At 70.8% G+C, this 15,836-nt stretch carries 17 protein-coding genes; 4 read left to right on the forward strand and 13 right to left on the reverse strand.

Translation table 11 applies throughout. From position 1 onward, the window contains the following. Window positions 1-9 precede the first annotated feature (9 nt). From ACFSE6_RS11110 to ACFSE6_RS11150, 9 genes are all read right to left on the reverse strand, one after another. Window positions 10-480 carry a nuclear transport factor 2 family protein gene (locus tag ACFSE6_RS11110; protein ID WP_388006577.1) on the reverse strand — a complete coding sequence of 157 codons (471 nt, stop codon included), beginning with the start codon at window positions 478-480 and terminating at the stop codon, window positions 10-12. Next, on the reverse strand, window positions 477-1,388 hold the full coding sequence (locus ACFSE6_RS11115) for a fumarylacetoacetate hydrolase family protein (RefSeq protein ID WP_388006580.1): 912 nt from the start codon (window positions 1,386-1,388) through the stop codon (window positions 477-479). The genes ACFSE6_RS11110 and ACFSE6_RS11115 overlap by 4 nt, the downstream gene beginning before the upstream one ends. A gap of 104 nt (window positions 1,389-1,492) precedes the next feature. Continuing rightward, window positions 1,493-2,905, reverse strand: a complete 1,413-nt coding sequence (locus ACFSE6_RS11120; protein ID WP_388006583.1) for an aldehyde dehydrogenase family protein — start codon at window positions 2,903-2,905, stop codon at window positions 1,493-1,495. Between the two features lie 15 nt (window positions 2,906-2,920). Continuing rightward, window positions 2,921-4,066 (reverse strand): TRAP transporter substrate-binding protein, encoded by a 1,146-nt coding sequence (locus ACFSE6_RS11125; protein WP_388006586.1) that lies wholly within the window; start codon window positions 4,064-4,066, stop codon window positions 2,921-2,923. 148 nt (window positions 4,067-4,214) lie between these two features. Then, window positions 4,215-5,597 (reverse strand): TRAP transporter large permease, encoded by a 1,383-nt coding sequence (locus ACFSE6_RS11130; protein ID WP_388006589.1) that lies wholly within the window; start codon window positions 5,595-5,597, stop codon window positions 4,215-4,217. Window positions 5,598-5,607: 10 nt separating this feature from the next. After that, a complete protein-coding gene (locus ACFSE6_RS11135) occupies window positions 5,608-6,162 on the reverse strand; it encodes a TRAP transporter small permease subunit (RefSeq protein WP_388006592.1) in 555 nt (184 codons plus the stop codon). A gap of 55 nt (window positions 6,163-6,217) precedes the next feature. Further along, window positions 6,218-7,159 carry an NAD(P)-dependent oxidoreductase gene (locus tag ACFSE6_RS11140; RefSeq protein WP_388006595.1) on the reverse strand — a complete coding sequence of 314 codons (942 nt, stop codon included), beginning with the start codon at window positions 7,157-7,159 and terminating at the stop codon, window positions 6,218-6,220. Next, entirely contained in the window at window positions 7,156-7,569 is a 414-nt protein-coding gene (locus ACFSE6_RS11145) for a carboxymuconolactone decarboxylase family protein (protein WP_388006598.1), read from the reverse strand. Before ACFSE6_RS11145 ends, ACFSE6_RS11140 begins: the two co-directional genes overlap by 4 nt. Window positions 7,570-7,750: 181 nt before the next feature. Continuing rightward, window positions 7,751-8,716, reverse strand: a complete 966-nt coding sequence (locus ACFSE6_RS11150) for an AraC-like ligand-binding domain-containing protein (RefSeq protein WP_388006601.1) — start codon at window positions 8,714-8,716, stop codon at window positions 7,751-7,753. Window positions 8,717-8,949: 233 nt separating this feature from the next. Here ACFSE6_RS11150 and ACFSE6_RS11155 point away from each other — a divergent pair, with 233 nt between their 5' ends. After that, window positions 8,950-9,252 (forward strand): EthD family reductase, encoded by a 303-nt coding sequence (locus ACFSE6_RS11155; RefSeq protein ID WP_388006604.1) that lies wholly within the window; start codon window positions 8,950-8,952, stop codon window positions 9,250-9,252. A 49-nt stretch (window positions 9,253-9,301) separates the two neighbouring features. Here ACFSE6_RS11155 and ACFSE6_RS11160 read toward each other — a convergent pair whose 3' ends face one another. Next, the gene (locus ACFSE6_RS11160; protein ID WP_388006607.1) at window positions 9,302-10,219 is read right to left on the reverse strand and encodes a LysR family transcriptional regulator; all 918 of its coding nucleotides are present in this window, start codon (window positions 10,217-10,219) and stop codon (window positions 9,302-9,304) included. Between the two features lie 117 nt (window positions 10,220-10,336). Here ACFSE6_RS11160 and ACFSE6_RS11165 point away from each other — a divergent pair, with 117 nt between their 5' ends. Further along, window positions 10,337-11,719, forward strand: a complete 1,383-nt coding sequence (locus ACFSE6_RS11165; protein WP_388006609.1) for an aminomethyl transferase family protein — start codon at window positions 10,337-10,339, stop codon at window positions 11,717-11,719. Between the two features lie 25 nt (window positions 11,720-11,744). Here ACFSE6_RS11165 and ACFSE6_RS11170 read toward each other — a convergent pair whose 3' ends face one another. The 3 genes from ACFSE6_RS11170 to ACFSE6_RS11180 all read right to left on the reverse strand — a co-directional run bounded on the left by ACFSE6_RS11170 (window position 11,745) and on the right by ACFSE6_RS11180 (window position 13,891). Beyond that, window positions 11,745-12,884: a maleylacetate reductase gene (locus tag ACFSE6_RS11170; protein ID WP_388006611.1), complete on the reverse strand. Its 1,140-nt coding sequence runs from the start codon at window positions 12,882-12,884 to the stop codon at window positions 11,745-11,747. 180 nt (window positions 12,885-13,064) lie between these two features. After that, a complete protein-coding gene (locus ACFSE6_RS11175) occupies window positions 13,065-13,559 on the reverse strand; it encodes an SRPBCC family protein (RefSeq protein WP_388006614.1) in 495 nt (164 codons plus the stop codon). Next, entirely contained in the window at window positions 13,556-13,891 is a 336-nt protein-coding gene (locus tag ACFSE6_RS11180) for an ArsR/SmtB family transcription factor (RefSeq protein ID WP_388006617.1), read from the reverse strand. Before ACFSE6_RS11180 ends, ACFSE6_RS11175 begins: the two co-directional genes overlap by 4 nt. Before the next feature lie 147 nt (window positions 13,892-14,038). On the opposite strand from ACFSE6_RS11180, the gene ACFSE6_RS11185 reads away from it, so the two are divergent. Further along, window positions 14,039-14,479, forward strand: a complete 441-nt coding sequence (locus ACFSE6_RS11185) for a nitroreductase family deazaflavin-dependent oxidoreductase (RefSeq protein WP_388006620.1) — start codon at window positions 14,039-14,041, stop codon at window positions 14,477-14,479. A 66-nt stretch (window positions 14,480-14,545) separates the two neighbouring features. Continuing rightward, the gene (locus ACFSE6_RS11190; RefSeq protein WP_388006623.1) at window positions 14,546-15,811 is read left to right on the forward strand and encodes a cytochrome P450; all 1,266 of its coding nucleotides are present in this window, start codon (window positions 14,546-14,548) and stop codon (window positions 15,809-15,811) included. Window positions 15,812-15,836 lie beyond the last annotated feature (25 nt).

Below are 15,836 nucleotides of genomic sequence, written 5' to 3' on the forward strand. Positions count from 1 at the left end.
GTCGCGATCTCAGGTGGGGGCGAGGTGGGGGTTGCGGAAGACCGGGGTGATGATGCGTTCGGCGATCCGCCAGTCCCCGGCGTCGTCGCGAACGTAGCTGTCGGTGAAGTCGGCCACCATGAACACCTCGGGCACCGGCACGGCGCCGGGGGTGCTGCCGGGGCTGTCGGTGCCGTCAGTGCCCAGCGCGGTGTGGGCGGCGAAGGTGTGCCAGCTGCTGCGCCCACGCACCGCTCCGTCCGGCCGCTCCTCCAGGAGCAGGTTCCCCAGGCCGTGCCGAGTGGTGCGCGCGCCGGTCCGAGCCTCGAACGAGGCGATCACGGAGTCGGCGTCGTGGAACTCCCGGCCGACCGAGACGTAGTGGACGTCGGGCGTCAGGAGCTCGCGCAGCGCCGCGAAGTCGTGGCTGTCCAGCGCCCAGGCGAACCGGGCGTTGAGGTCCGTGATCGCTGCCCGTACGTGCGCAGGCAGCACGCTCATCGCCGATGCACCGGGTTCGACAGCACCCCGATGCCCTCGATGGCGACCTCGATGGTTCCGCCGAGAGTGTTCAGGTCGACGTTCTGTACCGCGCCGCCCTGCGCGGACGCCTTCAGGGCGGTCCCCATGGCGATGACGTCGCCCGGCTCGAGGGTGAGGTAGCCGGAGGCGAACGCGATGACCTCGGCCACCGAGAACCGCAGGTTGGCGGTGCTGTCGTCAGTGACCACCCGACCGTCGTGGCTGCAGGTGATCCGCAGCGCGTGCGGGTCGGGGATGTCGCCCGACGTCGTCATCCACGGGCCGAGGGGACCGAAGGTGTCGGCGCCCTTGTACCGGGCGGGATAGCTCACCCAGCTCTCGACGTAGCGCACCCCCGCCGGGTCCTCGGCGTCGGGGTGGATGGCGCGGTAGTGAAAGGTGTCCGTCTGCCGCATCGTCGGCGAGGTGAGGTCGTTGAAGATCGTGTACCCGAGAACGTGATCCGGTGCGTCCGCGACCGCGATATCCGCACCGCCGGTGCCGATGACGACGGCGAGCTCGGGCTCGGGGTGGACGCGGCCGTAGGCGTCCTTGAGACGGATCGGCCGGCGGTGACCCACCAGCGCCGAGGAGGGCTCGGGGAACATCGCCGGCGTGTCCGGCCCCGAGATGATCCGGTCCGGATTCGCGCTGTTGTTCAGCGCCACGCAGAGCACCTTGCCGGGGCGGCGCACCGGCGGCAGCCACGCCAGGTCGGCGACGGCGATCCGCTCTCCGCGGTCGGCGGCGGTCTCGGCAGCCTGCCGCCAGTCGGGATCTGCGACGAGGTGGTCCAGGTCCGGGTACGGCAGGACCGCGGCCTGCTCGTCCGCGACTTCGACGACGACGGCGGAGCCGTCCGGGCGTTCCACGGTGCCGAGCTTCATGGGCCTCCTTGCCTTTGGTGAGCGGGTGGCGGGGGCAAGCCCCCGGTACCGCACGGGGGCTGCGGTCCGAGGGCTTGCCCGGCCGGGGGAACCACCGGGGGCGGTCAGACGGTGATGACCTTGGGAGCGGCGACCGCCTTGAGCCCGTGCACCCCGAACTCGAGGCCGTAGCCGGAGGACTTCAGACCCCCGAAGGGCACCACCGGGTTGAGCGTGCCGTGCTGGTTGATCCACACCGTTCCGGACTGGATGCGCTCGGCGAGCCGGCGTGCCTGCTCCGGGTCACCCCACACCGACGCGCCGAGCGCCTGCTCGGAGTTGTTCGCCCGGGCGACGGCGTCCTCGACGTCGGAGTACTTGATGACCGGGACGACCGGTCCGAACTGCTCGGTGTCCACCAGCGGTGCGCCGTCGTCGATGTCGGCGACGATCGTCGGCCGGTAGAAGTGCGGCCCGAGTTCGGGCGCCGGTTCGCCACCGGTGACGATGCGGGCGCCGCGGCGCCGGGCGTCCTCGACCAGCTCGGTGACGATCTCGAACTGCTGGGCCGTGGTGAGCGGTCCCAGCGCGCTGTTCTCGTCCGTCCCCGCCCCCAGCGGGGTGGCCTCGGCGATCCGGGCGAGCTCGGTGACCACGTCGTCGTAGACCGACTCGTGCACGTACAGCCGCTTCAGGGCCGCGCACGTCTGCCCGGTGTTGATGAAGATGCCCCAGAAGAGCTGCTCGGCGATCGCCGGGACGTCCGTGCCCGGCAGCACGATGCCCGGGTCGTTGCCGCCGAGCTCGAGGGTCAACCGGGCGAGGTTCTGCGCGGTGCTCTGCACGATGGCCCGCCCGGTCCGGGTCGATCCGGTGAACATCACCTTGTCGACGTCCTCGTGGCCGGCCAGCGCCGCGCCGACCTCGCGGTCGCCGGAGACGGCGGTGAGCACGCCCTCCGGAAGATGCCGGTTCATCAGTGCCACGACGGCGAGCACGCTCAACGGCGTGTACTCGCTCGGCTTGGCCACCACGGTGTTGCCCATCCGCAGCGCTGGCGCGATCTGCCAGATCGCGATCAGGGCCGGCCAGTTCCACGGGCTGATCGCCCCGACCACGCCGAGCGGGTCGTAGTGCAGCTCCGAGCGGGTTCCCTCGGCCTCGAAGAGCACCTCCGGTTCCAGCGGTGTGTCGGCCGCCGAGCGGATCCACACGGCGCAACCGCCGGCCTCGAACCGTGCGCCGGCGCCGTTGAGCGGCTTGCCCTGCTCGCGGGCGATCACCTGGGCGAGCTCCTCGGCGCGGGCCTCGACCTCCTCGGCGGCCCGGCGCAGCATCTCGGAGCGGCGTTCGTGGCCGAGCGCGGCCCACGCCGGCTGAGCGGCGCGCGCGGCCCGGACCGCGGCGTCGAGGTCGTCGGTGGTGTGCACGGGGGCGTATCCGAGCGTCTCGCCGGTGGCGGCGTCCGGGACGGCTCGTCCCTCGGTCTCGGCGACCGTGATCTCCTCGAGCAGGGCGGTCGGTGTCTGTGTGGTCATGGCCGGGTCTCCTCGTCAGCTGTTCTGGAACTCGTCGATGCAGGCAAGGGTGGCGTCGTCGACGTCGACGGCGTGCTCCTCCAGGCCTGCGAGATAGTCGTCGAGGACGCCCTGGGCGTTCTCGAGCCCCTGCTCGGTGGCCAGGTCGACCCACGCGTCCTGCAGGGTGTCCCCGGTCTCGTCCTCCCAGGACGCGGTGACCGATTCGTCCCAGGCGGAGAGCTCCTCGACGTTCTCGGCCTCCATCATGGGCGGGCACTGCTGGGCGGCGGTCTCGTTGAACTCCTGGGCACCGACGCCCGAGCTGAGCTCGGCGGCCACCTCGTCGACCACCTGCTGGAGGTCCTCGGGCATCGACTCGTAGGCGTCGAGCTGCATCCACATGCCGAACGAGGAGTATTGTCCGATGCCGGGGTCGGTCCAGTGCGAGAGCACCTCACGCAACTGGTAGTCCACCGGGAAGTCCATGCCCGCAGCCATCGAGTCGACGATGCCGCGCTCGACGGCCTCGTACGCCTCGGCCGCCGGGATCGCCTGGATGTTCACGCCCTTGTTCTCGAATAGCTGCTGCATGAGAGGGCCGGAGACCCGCATGGAGAGGCCGCTCAGGTCGTCCGGGCCGGAGACCGGTTCGTTGGACCCGATGAGCAGGCGCCCTACCGGCCAGGTGGCCACGTGGTGCAACCCGTTGGACTCCATCTGCGCCTGGGCGTCCGCGTTGTTCACGTGCAGGTCGTGCAGTGAGTGCATGATCGCCTGCCAGTTCTGCCCGAGGAACGGGATGGAGACCACCGACGTCGAGGGGAAGACCTCCGGCGTGTAGTCCGGGATCGTCACGCCGATCTGGGCCCGCCCGTCCCGGACGCACTCGGCGATCTCCGGGGCGTCGCACAGCGAGTACGCCTCGGTCCGTTCGACGGCGATCCGCCCGTCGCTGCGTTCTTCGAGTTCGTCGAGGAACCAGTCCTGGACGGCGGCGTTCGGGGTGCTCTCCACGGCCGCGGTGACCAGGGTGAGGGTGACCTCCGGCGAGTCGCCGTCACCGCCGCCGCCTCCGCCGCTGTCGACCACTCCCTCGGAGCAGGCCGACAGGGCCACCAGCGCTGCGGCGGTGAGCGTGGCGACGGCGACCCGCCGGGTGTTGCTGCGACCATCGAACATCGTTGTTCATCCTCTCGGTCAGCGTCTCTCACGTCGGGCGGGACCGCAGGCGGTCGACCGCCCGACGCTCACCGACCACGATGCGTCAGCCCCGCCCGCGGTGGTTGTCCACGGGCGCACGATGTGTGGTCCAGGAACGAAATCCGCGCTACGTGCGCACGAGTGAGGGCAGGAAGAGCGTGATCTGCGGGAAGAGGAAGAGCACCGTGGTGGTGAGCAGATCCATCACCACCAGCGGCAGCACGCCGCGGAAGACGGTCTCCGAGCGCACGTCCGCGGTGCCCGCGATGACGAAGGTGATGATGCCGACCGGCGGCGTGACCATCCCGATCTCGATGAGCTTGACGATCATGATCCCGAGCCAGATGGTGTCGAACCCGAGCTCGGTGGCGATCGGCACGAGGATCGGGACCGACAGGATGAGGATGGACATCGACTCCAGAAACATCCCCAGCGGCACCAGGCAGATGAGCAGCAACGCCATCGTCAGCATCGGGGGCATCGGCAGGCCGGTGACCCACTCGGTCACGGTGTTGGTCACGCCGGCGGTGACGAGGAACGCGGAGAGGATGCCCGAGCCGATGACGATGAAGAAGACCATCGACGTCGTCTGTGCGGTGTCGAGCAGGGAGTCGCGGAAGGCGCGGTAGATGTGCGCGAGTCCTTCGCGCCGGTTCTCGACGACGAGGATCACCAGTCCGGCCAGGGCCCCCACGGCGGCGCCCTCGGTCGAGGTGAAGACGCCGGAGTACATCCCGCCCATGACGATGAGGAAGAGGATCGCCACGTGCACGAGCCCGCGCCACGGCAGGGAGGCGATCGAGGTGCCGCCGCCGGTGCGGGCACGCAGCTCCGCCTGGGCATCCTCGACGGCTGCGGACAGGTCCCCGGTTCCGCCCGATGTCCGGGCGAGCTCCCGGCGGATCATCCGCTGGCCGACGATCATGATGTAGGCGATGTACCCGGCCGCCGCGAGGAGCCCGGGGATGATGCCGGCGGCGAGGACGCGGGCCACGGACTGGCTCGACAGCACGGCGTAGAGCACGAGGAACGTGCTCGGTGGGATCATCACGCCCAAGGTGCCGGCAATGGCCACGATCCCGGTGGCCAGGGAGGCCGGGAAGCCGGAGCGACGCATCTGGCCGACGGCGAGCTTGGACATCGTGGCGGCGGTGCCGATGGAGGAGCCGGAGACCGCCGAGAAGCCGGCGCACGCCATGACGGTGGCCACGCCCAGGCCGCCGGGTGCCCGCCGGACGAAGTGGTTCGCGACGGTGAAGACGTTGACGGCGACGTTGGCCCGCACGGCGAACATCCCCATGAGGATGAACATCGGGATGATCGTCAGGGTGAAGCTGGCGGAGGAGGTGAACGGCACCGACGCGAGCGTGTTGGTGCCGTAGTCGAAGCCGCGGAGCAGCACCAGGCCGATGCCGCCGGACAGGCCGAGGGCGAGGGCCACCGGCATCCGGACGGCCAGCAGGATGAGCAGCAGCGCCAGGACGAGCAGGACGACGTGATAGATCTGCATGCTGCCCCCGTCAGGCCGCGCCGCGCGGGTCGGCGCCACCCGCCTCGGTGCGCGGCTGCTCGGCGATGCCCTCCGGCATGATGGTCCGGCCGCGCAGCGAGCGGATCAGGTTCGCCAGGCATACGAGCAGGAACGCGGTGAAGCCCGCGACGATCGCCCAGCGCAGGGGCCAGAGGGGGAACTGGATCAGCCCCATGCGGGACTCGCCGCGACTGGTCGCGTCCAGCGCCCGGATGAACCCGGCGTAGAGCAGCCAGGCGCTGAGAGCGGTGGCGAGGCCCCACACCACGACCTGCAGGACCGCGTTGGTGCGCCTCGGTAGCCGGTCACTGACGAGGGTGACCGAGACGTGGGCGCCGGACGCACCGGCCCAGGCCAGACCGAAGAAGATGGCCACCACGAGTGCTGATTCGGAGATCTCCAGCATGGCAGGGACCGAGGCGTTGGTGAGGTAGCGGGCCGTGACGTCGATGACGATCGCCAGCATGAGCACGACGATGGCCAGGGCGCCGATCACCCCCATCACCCGGCCCAGTCCGACGACGAGGCGCTCGAAGCGATCCATGCGGACCTCCTTTCGCGGCAGCGGTGCCGCTCGATCGTGCGGGGCAGGTGCAGCGCTACTGCTTCTCCCAGTACCGGAACGCTTCGGTGTGGTCGACGTCGCCCAGCGCCTCGAGCGCCTCACCCAGCGCGGCGGAGACGGCGTCGGCGACCGGGGCGTGGTGGCCCACCGCCTGCTGGAGCGTCTGGGCGATGCGCACGTCCTTGGTCAGCAACGGGAGGGCGAACCCGGTCGCGTACCGGCCCTCCACGATGTGCGGGCCGAACACCACGCTGCTGGAGAAGGTCTGGCCGGTCGAGTCGTTGAGCACGTCGATCATGACCTGCGGATCGAGACCGAACCGTGCGCCGGCGGTCAGCGCCTCCGCGGTCGCGGTGAACGCGGCGCCGGCGACGAAGTTGTTCAGCGCCTTCATGGCGTGGCCGGTGCCGAGCTTGCCGGTGCGGTAGATGCTGCGGCTCATCGTCTCGACGACGGGTACGGCCCGCTCGGCGGCGGCGTCGTCGTCCGCACCGAGCATGATCGCCAGCGTGCCCTCCGCGGCGCGTTCCTTGGCGCCGGAGACCGGGGCGTCCACGAGGGCGACCCCGTGGCGGGCGAGCACCTGGCCGGTCTCGACCGTCTCGGTCGGGTCCGAGGAGGACATGTCGACCACGACGGCGCCCGGCCGCAGCGGAAGACGCAGCTCCGTCCCGTCGAGCAGCACCGACCGGACGATCGCGCTGGTGGGCAGCATGGTGACGACGACGTCGCACCCGGCGAGGTCGCCTGGGTCGGTCGCCGCGGTGGCGGGCCCGCCGCCGGGCACCTCGGCGAGCTCGGCGGCGATCCTCGCCGTGCGGTCCGGATCGGCATCGTGGACAACGACGGCATAGCCGGCGCGGACCACGTTGGTGACCATCGGTGTGCCCATGGTGCCGAGGCCGACGAAGCCGACGCGGTCGCCGCCGGCCGTGTCCATGCTGTCTCCCTCCAGCCCGGGCTCGGGTCCGCTCATCGTGTCGACTCACCGTCCAGCTCGGGTGAGACCTTCCTCTCCGCGAAAACCTCCTCGAGTATCCGCAGCCCTTCGTTGGCGCTGGGGATGCCGCAGTACAGCACCGCGTGCAGCGCGATCTCCCGGAGTTCGACGGGGGAGACGCCGTTGGCGAGCGCCCCGCGTGCGTGCACGCCCATCTCGTGTGTCTTGCCGGTGGCGACGAGCATGGCGAAGGTGATCTTGCTGCGGTCGGTCACGCTCAGACCGGGGCGCTGCCAGATGTCGCCGAAGCACGTGCGGGTCACGTAGTCCTGGAGCTTGTCGTTCAGGTCGCTGGTGTGCTCCACCTGGTCCTCGGCGCCGGCGGATCCGAACATGTGCCGCCGCTGCTTGATCCCGGTCTCGTACAGCTCGTCGTGGATCACCACGCTCGTTCCCCTTCGACGGATGGTGCGTCCGGTGGCTGCGCCACGGTCCGCGGGCGGCCTCGACGCCGGCCCACGGTCAGTGTGTCCGGGCGGACGGCGGCCGGTCTTGTCCGAAAGCGCACGCGACTGCCCCAGCGGCGCACGTCACCGGCCGGTGCTACGTCTGCCGGGACCTCGGCGCTCACGCGGACAGCTGCGTGGTGCGGAAGTCGCGGGGAGCCAGGCCCACGTGCGCCTTGAAGACCTTCGAGAAGTGGCTGGCGTCCGGGAAGCCCCACCGCTGCGCGATCTGCAGCACGGAGAGCGAGGCCTGGGCGGGGTCGCTGAGGTCGAGCTGGCACCGCTCCAACCGGCGCGAGCGGATGTATCCGGAGACCGTCAGGCCCTCCTCGTGGAACATGTACTGCAGGTATCGGACCGAGATGAAGTGGGCGCGGGCGATCGCTGCGGCACTGAGGTCGGGATCGTTCAGGTGCCGGTCGATGTACATCTTGACGGTGTGCATCTCGACGCCGCGTCCGTACCCGGTGGACTCCTCCGCCGACAGCTGGGCGTAGACGAGCGCCGTGAGCAGGTCGAAGGAGCTGCGCAGCACCCGGGCGCCGGCGACCCCGGCGAGCCGGTCCATGTCCTCGGCGAGATGGCGCATGAAGTCGGAGATCAACGGGCCGATGCCGTCGTCGCCGGCCAGGCGCACGGCCGTGACGCGTCGGATGAGCTGCGCCGGGACCTCGAAGTCCTCCTGCGGGAAGGCCATGACGAGGCATCGCACGTCGTCGTCGAACTCGAGGGTGTACGGCCGTGAGGTGTCGTAGATCGCCAGGTCACCCGGCCGGAGCAGGGCCTGGCGCCCGTCCTGGCTGACCACGCAGTTGCCCTCGAGCTGGAGGCTGAGTTTGAAGTGCTTCGGGTCCTTGTCGGAGATGAGCTGGGCGGTGCGCATCACCCGGTGCGGCGCGGCGGTGATCTCGGTGATGCAGGTGTCCTCGACGTAGCGCCAGCGGATGCGCCCACGGAAGTCCTCGGCGGCGGCGATTTGCAGGGGGACGAACCGGTTGCCCGCGATGATGCGCCACTGGCCGAGAGAGGAGGCGGCCGCCTCCTCGACCTGCGCGGTGACCTCGTCCTCGACCGTCCCGTGAGCCATGTGCGCTCCTTCGTCGTCTCGCGGTCTCCGTCGCCCGGCGGCGCGGCTCACCGACGAGCCGCCGTCTGTCAGCATATGGCAACGCCGTCGCCGCCAGGCCCGGGCGGCCCGCGCGGACTTGTGCGCACGCGCACGGTTCCTTGTGCGTACGCGGCCGGTGGCCCGCGACGGCTGTGCCGGTAGGCGCGCCGCCGCGAGACTGGCCGGACACGACGCCGTTCGAGGAGGAGTCCGTGCACAAGGTTCTCGTGCTCTACCCGCCACCGACCGACCCGGCCGCGTTCGAGGAGCACTACCGCACGGTGCACCTGCCGCTGGCGCGCAAGCTTCCGGGCATGCTGGCCTGCCGGTTCACTCTCTCGGTCGACGCCGGTGACCGGCCGAGCCCGTACTTCGCGATCTTCGAGGCGGACTTCCCGGACGAGGAGACCTACGCCGCCGCCATGGCCTCGCCCGAAGGCCAGGCCGTCGGCGCCGACGTGCCGAACTACGCCACCGGCGGCGCGGTCGTGCTGCACTACGACGTCGAGTCCTGACCGGTCCCTCGAGCGCGCCGGGAGGACGCGCCGGCGGGCGCAGGCAGACCTACTCGACCGGGACGGGCGGGCGTGCCGTCGCCATCAGGAAGTCGAGCAACGCGTCGTGCCGGGCCGAGCGCGGCGCACCGGCCGGACGGGCCAGCCCGACGACGGATTCCGGCACCGCGTCGGCGATGTCGAGGCAGCGCACCCGGTGCCCGTCGTAGGACCACGGTGAGGCCGGGCGTTGGAACATCACCGCGTAACCGAGCCCTCGGCCCACCAGGCACCGGACCAACTCGAAACTCGTGGTGGTGTGACCGACCGACGGACGCAGCGACAGGGCCTCGAAGAGGTGCTCGGTGTTCTGCCGCGTCGGGTCGACGTCCAGGGAGATCAGGGGCTCGGAGATGAGCTCGCCGAGCTGGACGGACTCCCGGCGGGCGAGCGGGTGCCCCTCCGGAACGAGGACGTGGGGGCGGTAGCGGTGCACCGGCTCGAAGACGAGCTGGGCCGAGACGTCGACGCGGTACATCAGCGCGGCGTCGACCCGTCCCTGCAGCAGCAGTTCGTGCAACTCGGGAGCCGAGGCCTCGACGAGTTCGAGCTCCAGCCCGGCGTGCCGCCGCTCAAAGTCCTGCAGCAGCGCCGGCACGAAGAACGGCGTCAGCGTCGAGAAGCAGCCCAGGCGTAGGCGCCCGCTCAGGCTCGTCGCCGTCTGCCACGCCTCGGCGGTGAGGGTCTCGGCGCCGGAGAGTAACCGCCTGGCCATGGACAGGACCCGGGACCCTGCCGGGGTGAGCGTGACGCCGCGGCCCTTGCGGCGGACCAGCAGCTGAAGGTCGAGGTGCCGTTCCAGGTCGTCCAGCGCGAGAGCGAGCGCCGAGGCGCTGACGTGGCAGCGTTCGGAGGCAGCGGCCAACGTGCCCTCGCTGGCGACGGCGTCGAAGTACTCGAGCTGGCGGAGGGTGAACGGGACAGACATCCCAAGAGTTTCTCAGGTGCTTCGTCGCATAAACATGCTTTTCATAGGAGCGCCGGGTGCGGACACTGGACGCAGCGCCGGCGGTGCCGGCCCGCCCCGATTCGAGGAGGAATCACCGTGCCCAGGAATCTCGAGGAAGCGATCGCCGAGGCCGGCAATCCGGTCACGCTGCTCTGGGAGTCGCAGACGCCACCGTCGGTGGTCCCGCGCGTGGTACCGGAGTTCCGGAACTGGCGCGACGAGCAGCTCGCGTGGCGGCGGACCGCCGTCATCTACGACCAGTCCCACCACATGGTGGACCTGAACATCAAGGGCCCGGACGCCTTGCAGCTCATCAGCGATCTGGCCGTCAACTCCGTAGCGAACTTCCCGGTCGACAAGGCCAAGCAGTTCGTCGCCGTCAACCACGACGGCTACGTCATCGGCGACAACATCCTCTTCCATCTCGAGGAGGACGAGTACCAGGCCGTCGGGATCCCGCCGTCGATCAACTGGTTGCATTATCACGCCGTCACCGGCGACTACGACGTGCGTATCTGGCGCGACGACAACTCGCTGGTGCGCAAGGGCGACCCGGTCAACTACCGCTACCAGGTCCAGGGTCCCGGGGCGATGGAGGTCATCCGGGACGCCATCGGCGCCGAGCCGCCGAAGCTCAAGTTCTTCGGCATGACGCGCTTCACCATCGCCGGCAAGGAGGTCCGCGCGCTGCGGCACGGGATGGCCGGCGAGCCCGGGTTCGAGATGTGGGGACCGTGGGAGGACAACGAGGCGGTGCACGCCGCGTTGCTCGAGGCCGGCGAGGCCCACGGACTGGTCCAGGTCGGTGCCCGGGCCTACCACACCAACGCCCTGGAATCCGGCTGGCTGCCGCGGCCGCTCCCGGCGATCTACACCGGCGAGGAGCTGGCGGACTACCGCCGCTGGCTGGACGGAGGAGCTTACGAGACGATCTCCCCGCTCGGCGGCAGCTTCCACTCCGAGAACATCGCGGACTACTACGTGACGCCGTACGAGCTCGACTACGGTCGCATCATCTCCTTCGACCACGACTTCGTCGGCCGCGCGGCCCTCGAGCGCATGGAGGCCGAGGGCGCCACCGGTCGGCGTCGCAAGGTGACGTTGGTCTGGAACGGTGACGACACCGCGGCCGCCTACGGCTCGATGTTCCACCCGGGCCCCGGGGCGAAGTTCATCAACCTGCCGATGTCGCTCTACGACACCTTCCACTTCGACCGCCTCGAGTCCGGGGGCGAGGTCGTGGGCGTGTCCACCTGGACCGGTTACTCCGCGAACGAGCGGGCGATTCTCTCGCTGGCCGTCGTCGACGCCGAGTTCGCCGAACCGGGCACCGAGCTGACGCTGGTGTGGGGGGAGGACACGCCCTCGTCCAAGTTGCAGGTCGAGGACCACGTGCCGTGGAACATCCGGGTCACCGTCCAGCCTGCCCCGTTGGCGGAGTACGCCAGGACTGCTTACCGCGCCGATGTGACGACATAAACCGCCGGTGTGTGGCCCCGCCCGGTCACAACGGGACGACGACGGCACGCTCGCCCGCCTGGGCCCGCCCGAGGAGGGCGAGCATGTCGGCCTCGGTGACCGGGCGCGGGTTGGTGGGCGGGACTGCCGCGGCCGCCAGCCGGGCGGCCGCGGGGACCTGGTCGGCCAGGAGGCCCAAGGCGCCGAGCGAGGTGGGCGCGCCGAGGTTGGAGTACAGCGCGGAGAGCGTGGCGAGCGATTCCTCGGCCATCGGATGTCCGCTCGCCGCGAGAGCGTTGGTGCTTCCGTCCGGACCGAGCCCGGCGCTGTCGAGCGCGGTCGCGATCCGCTCGGCCGCGACCGGCGCCGCCGGCGTGTTGAACCCCACGACGTGGGGGAGCAGCACCGCGTGCAGACCGGCGTGCTCGAGGGTGAACGCCCCGCCGAGCACGTGGCAGACCGCGTGGTGCATCCCCGAACCGGCGGCGGCGAACGCGCTGGCGGCCAGGTACGCGCCCTCCTGGCAGCGGCTCCGGGCAGTGATGTCGGCCGGGTCGGTGACCACCACCGGCAGGCCGAGGCCGAGCAGGCGGATGCCCTCGTCGGCCAGGGCGGTCGAGACCGGCCCGGCCAGCGGCCCCCACAGCGAGTCGACGCAGTGGGCCAGGGCGTTGAGCCCGGAGCGCACCGTCAGCTCCGGCGGAAGGCCGACGGTGAGCTCCGGATCGTAGATCACCGTGCGGGGGAGGACGGAGGCGTCCGTGCCGGTGGTCTTCTGGCCCGCCTGGGTCACCCCCCACACGTCGGTCGCCTCGGACCCCGCGTAGGTCGTCGGGACCGCGACGATGGGCAGGTGCTCGGTCAGCGCGACGGCCTTCGCCGTGCCGACGGCGGACCCGCCGCCGACACTGACCAGGACGTCCGCGCCGCTGTCGCGGGCGAGGTGGCGTGCCGCCTCGGCGACCTCGAGCGGGACGTGCGGGCGGACCGCGTCGAAGACGGCGACGACGTTCAGACCCGGGAGCGCCCCCTGCACGCTCACGAGTCCGGACGTGCCCGTGACGACCATCGCACGTCTCAGTCCCAGGCGCGCGACCTCGTCGGCCACCTGACGTATGGCGCCCGGTCCGCTCACCACACGTTGTGGTCGCGTCTCGTACGCCGTGGTGGCGACGTCGACCGTCATGGTCCGCTCCTTTGCGTTCCGTGCCGTGCCCCCGACGACCGGCCCCACCAGCGTGCCTGACCAGCAGCGATACGTCCAGTGGGCGTCCGTCGGGTGGAACGGACACAGGAGGGCCGCCCCCCTGGCGACACGCAGGCGCGGCACCGCAGTCAGCGGTGCCGCGCCGGTTCCAACCGAGTCTCAGACGCGGGTAGTCCGCCGGTCCGCGAGGACCTCCTCGAGGCGTTCGTAGCCCTGGGACATGCCGGTCTCCATGCCGGACTGCGCCATCGCGTCGCGCGCCTCGACGCTCGGATAGACGCTGTGGCCCTCGAGCCGCGTCCGGCCGTCGCCGAGGTCGACGAAGCGCAGCGTCTCGATGCTGACCACGTCCGGGGCGCCGTCGAACTCGAAGGTCTGGATCGCGAGTTCGTTCTCGCGGACGGTGTGGAGACTGCCGCGGAAGCCGTAGGCGTTGCCGTCCGGGTCGACGTGCGTGTAGCGGTAGGTGCCGCCGGAGCGGAAATCGAACTGTTCCACGGTCATCTCGTAACCGCGCGGCCCGAGCCACTGGCGGACCAGCTCAGGGTCGGCGTGAGCGCGGAAAACGGCGGCCACGGGGGCGTCGAACTCGCGGGTGAAGTCGATGAAAGGGAGACCTTCGGGGACGTCGAGGTGCAGCGGGTGGGTGCTCATGGTGATTGCTCCTTGTCGAGAACGGCATCGAGGCTGCGGTACTGGGATTCCTTGACCAGCCGGTACCGGTCGATCCAGGCGGTGAGCTCCTCGAGCCGGGTGGGGTTGAGGTGGACGGGGCGGCGCTGGGCGTCGCGGCTGCGGGTCACCAGACCCGCCTCTTCGAGGACGTGGACGTGCTTGGAGATGGCTTGCTTGGTGATGTCGAACGGCTCGGTGAGCTCGTTGACGGTGGCGGGCCCGCGGCTGAGTCGGGCGATGATGCGGCGCCGGATCGGGTCGGCCAGTGCCAGGAACGCCCGGTCGAGGTCTCGCTCGTCGTCGTGAGTCATCGGGTCCGTCTTTCTCGTACCACGTAGTCAACCGATCGGTTGACTAAGCATGGCTCGCGCGCCGCGTCCCGTCAAGGGGGATTGGCGAGCAAGGGGGATTGGCGAGCAAGGGGGAATGGCGAGCCCCGGCCTCGCGTTCACGCGAGCATGAGCGAACTCGAGTATCTGCCCAGCCCGAGCGCCCGTGCCCGCAACCAGGTCGAGGAGTACGAGTCCTCGGGTGGCACGCGCGGCAACACCCACGACGAGACCGGCCTCCCGGTCGTGATCGTGACCATGAGGGGCGCGAAGTCCGGGAAGATCCGCAAGGTGCCGCTGATGCGGGTCGAGCACGACGGCGCCTACCTGGCGGTCGCGTCGATGGGTGGGGCGCCGGAGCACCCGCAGTGGTACCACAACCTCGTCGCCGACCCGTGGTCGAAGGTCCAGGACGGACCGGAACCGTTCGAGACCCGCGCGCGGCTGCTCACCGGTGGCGAGCGCGCCGAGTGGTGGGAGCGCGCGGTCGCCGCGTACCCGCCCTACGCGGACTACCAGGAGCGGACCGACCGCGAGATCCCGCTCTTCCTGCTCGAGCCCGTCGGCTGACGCTGTCCGCGGCCCAGGCGACGGCCTCGACCTGCCGGACGCGCGCGAGGATGCGAACCTGGCGCCATGCCCTTCGACCCGTACGCCGGTATCCCGCACCTGCCCACGCCCGACAGTGGTCTCGACCTGCTCCGGGAGGGGTACGCGTTTGCCTCCCGTCGATGCGAGCAGCTCGGGACCGCGGCGTTCCGTGCCCGTGTGCTCGGAGTGCCGGTGGTCTTCATGCGCGGCCGTGAGGCGACCCGACTGTTCTACGCCAGCGGACTGTTCACCCGCCGCGGTGCCGTGCCACCGTTCGTCAAGCATCTGCTGCAGGACGACGGCTCGGTCCAGGCGCTGGACGACGCCGCGCACCACCACCGCAAGGCGATGTTCCGCGGGCTACTCGGCGGTCCGGAGGCCGTCGGCCGCATCCGGGAGATGTTCATCGAGGAGTGGCAGCGCGCCGTGCGGCTGTGGTCGGGTCAGGACCGCATCGAGCTGCACCGGCACGCGCAGGTGGTGCTGACCCGCACGGCCTTGCGCTTCACCGGGGTGCGCCTGAACGAGGCGGATGTGCGCCGGCGCGCGCAGGACCTGGCCGCGATGGTCGATCGCGTCGCGCTCGTCGGCCCGCCGAACTGGTGGGCCAGGCTCCGGCGCCGCGGTACGGAGGCCTGGGCCGCCGACCTCGTCGAGCGCACCCGGGCAGGTGAGCTGTCCCCACCGCCCGAGAGCCCGCTCGCCGTCATCGCCGCGCACGCGGAACCGGACGGTCGGCCACTGAGCCCGCAGGTCGCGGCGGTCGAGCTGATCAACGTGCTGCGGCCGACGGTGGCGATCAGCCGGTTCCTCGCCTTCGCCGCCGTCGCCCTCATCGAGCACCCCGCGTGGTACGAGGAGTTCGCCGCCGGCAAGGAGGCCGATCTTGAGGGGTTCGTCCACGAGGTGCGGCGCCGCTACCCGTTCTTCCCCGCCGTGCCGGGCCGCGCCCGCGAGACCTTCGCCTGGCACGGTGAGGAGGTCGCCGCCGGGGCGCTGGTGATCCTGGACCTCTACGGCACCAACCACGACCCGGCGTTGTGGGACCGCCCGGAGGCGTTCGTCCCCGAACGCTTCCGTGACTGGGACGGTGACCCGGACACGCTCATCCCGCAGGGCGGCGGCGACGTCGCCACCGGCCACCGCTGCCCCGGCGAGAACATCACGATTGAGCTGATGAAGGAGACGGTGCGCCAGCTCACCCGCGGCATGCAGTACCGGGTCCCGGTCCAGGACCTGTCCATCGCGCTCAACCGGCCGCCGGCTCTTCCGCGCGAGGGCGTGCTGCTCAGCGACGTCGCCGTGGTCTGACGCGCATCCGGCGGGTGCCGCGACG

This window comes from Georgenia deserti (assembly GCF_042680605.1).
Lineage (GTDB): Bacteria > Actinomycetota > Actinomycetes > Actinomycetales > Actinomycetaceae > Allobogoriella > Allobogoriella deserti.